This window comes from Neobacillus drentensis (assembly GCF_036966985.1).
Classification (GTDB): Bacteria; Bacillota; Bacilli; order Bacillales; family Cytobacillaceae; genus Neobacillus; species Neobacillus drentensis_E.
In genome coordinates, this window is sequence record NZ_JBALSN010000520.1 from 1 (window position 1) to 2,258 (window position 2,258).

Consider the following 2,258-nt stretch of genomic DNA (forward strand, 5'->3'; position numbering starts at 1 on the left):
TAATGTAAGACTAAACCAAACGATCCCAATAAAGCCCAGTAGCATTCCTCTTTTAATATTGTTTTCCATTCAAATTCCCCCTTAACAAACCTGCAAATGTATTCCATAATCAAGTTAAACCGAATTAGCTAATTAAACATGATTGTAATGAATATCAACTCTTTTTAAAACAAGAAAATTCCACATCTGTCATGGGACAGATACATAGGAGAAAATATATGACAACAAAATATAGAGGTATTTTAGAATGGGTCAAACAACAAATAGAGGATGAGCAGTTAAAAACAGGCGATAAATTGCCTTCTATTCGGCTGCTCGCTGAACAATTTCAATGTAGTAAAAACACGGTTGTAAAGGCATTACTTGAATTGGAACAACAACATATTGTCTATGCTAAACCCAAAAGTGGCTATTACGTTGTTGATTATTACCAAGAACCTAGTCCACATGAAAATGATATTGATTTTTTATCTGCTGGTCCGGATAAACGGATCATGCCTTATGAGGACTTTCAGCATTGCATGAACCAGGCGATTGACCATTATAAAGAACAATTATTCACTTATAGTGAGCAACAGGGACTCCTTTCTTTACGAAAGGAACTTGCGAAGTATTTACAACAATTGCAAGTATTCACCAAACCTGATCGACTTGTTATTACTTCTGGCTCACAACAAGCTCTTCACATTCTATCCATCATGCCGTTTCCGAATGGGAAAAAGAATGTATTAATTGAGCAGCCCACTTACTTTGGTATGATAGATACCTTACAGTTAAACCGGATTACAACCTTTGGAATTGAATTAACAATGGAGGGTATTGATTTTGAAAGACTTGAAAACTTATTTCGAACCACTGATATTAAATTCTTTTACATCGTTCCAAGATGCCATAATCCACTTGGGCATCATTATACAAATGAAGAAAAGAAAAAAATCGTTGCTCTTGCAGAAAAATATGATGTATACATTGTAGAGGATGATTTCTTAGCAGAGTTAGATACGGATTTAAAAGCAGACCCATTGTTTGCGTATGAACCTAACGGAAGAGTTATTTATGTAAAGAGTTTTTCGAAAGTATTTTTGCCAGGTCTGCGTATTGCCACTGTTGTACTCCCTGAAAAAATGATTCCCACCTTCGTAAGCTATAAATTTAGCACTGATTTCACCTCATCGCCACTTTCACAAGGAGCATTAGAAATCTATTTAAAAAATGGTATGTTTCAATATCATTTAGAAAGCGTAAAAAAATTGTACTTAAAAAAAATGAAAACACTATTAGAAGCCTGTACATTATATTTACCGAACTATGTACAATTCACAAAGCCAAAAAGTGGTTTTTATCTCACCATCTTTTTGCCTTCACAAATAGATGTCGATAAATTGATTTATCTATTACATGAAAAATATATTTATGTAGATAACGCTTCAAGAATGTACTTAGCAGAAAACAAACAGCAAGCAATTCGATTAAGCATTTCACAAGTAAATGAAGATAAGATTAATCTCGGTATTCAACAATTAGCAACTTATATAATCGATATGTGTGAAAAAAAGAAATACAATCCATTCTCGTTTAAATCCTATCATTAAGGTCGATTCTAAATAGGGTGTTACCATTATAAAGGCAACACCCTTTCCTGTTACTCTGTCACCCAATTAATAGAGGTTTTATTAAAGTTCCAATCAGCAATTACATAATTGCCCCCCTTTTAAGTAAAATCCCCGTTACCTGAAGAAGAAAAAAGCGATCTTCGTTATTGAAGTATCGCCCCCCGTTACTTTAAGTGTAATGTTCACAAAATCCATTACCAGCCCTTACGATGACACAAAGAAGTAATATGTGCAAGATGATGTCGCCCGTGCCAAGCGTAGATTCCTATATTTTCACCTACTGAAACTTCACCCGAATCTGGATGAATAAATGTCTTTTCCATATCAGCAGGAGTTAGACTACGTAAAAGGTTTGTCCAACGTTGGTGTAATGTTTCAAGAAGTAAAAGTGAAGTATCAATTGGCAATTTATAATCAGGTAGTTCCGCCCATTTCGTTTCGTCATATGGCTTAATTACAGGATTTTCTTCCGTAAGAGCCAATTTAAAGCGAACGAATGCATTCATATGACTATCCGCAAGGTGATGTATTACTTGTCGAACAGTCCACCCTCCTGAACGATAAGGTGTATCAAGCTGTTCATTATTTAAGTCTTTTAAAGCATCTCTTAATAATCTTGGTAAACCTTCAATCTCATTTATCCAA

Annotated in this window: 2 protein-coding genes; one reads left to right on the forward strand and one right to left on the reverse strand. The window is 34.5% G+C overall.

Translation table 11 applies throughout. From position 1 onward, the window contains the following. Positions 1-218: 218 nt before the first annotated feature. A complete protein-coding gene (locus V7659_RS27055) occupies positions 219-1,592 on the forward strand; it encodes a PLP-dependent aminotransferase family protein (protein ID WP_335543171.1) in 1,374 nt (457 codons plus the stop codon). Between the two features lie 215 nt (positions 1,593-1,807). Here V7659_RS27055 and V7659_RS27060 read toward each other — a convergent pair. Next, positions 1,808-2,258, reverse strand: a 451-nt coding sequence (locus V7659_RS27060; protein WP_335543172.1) for a YfiT family bacillithiol transferase, incomplete at its 5' end; no start/stop codon positions are given.

Coding starts and splice junctions, on each gene's coding strand:
- V7659_RS27055 (WP_335543171.1), top strand. CDS start 219: ATGACAACAAAATATAGAGGTATTTTAGAATGGGTCAAACAACAAATA.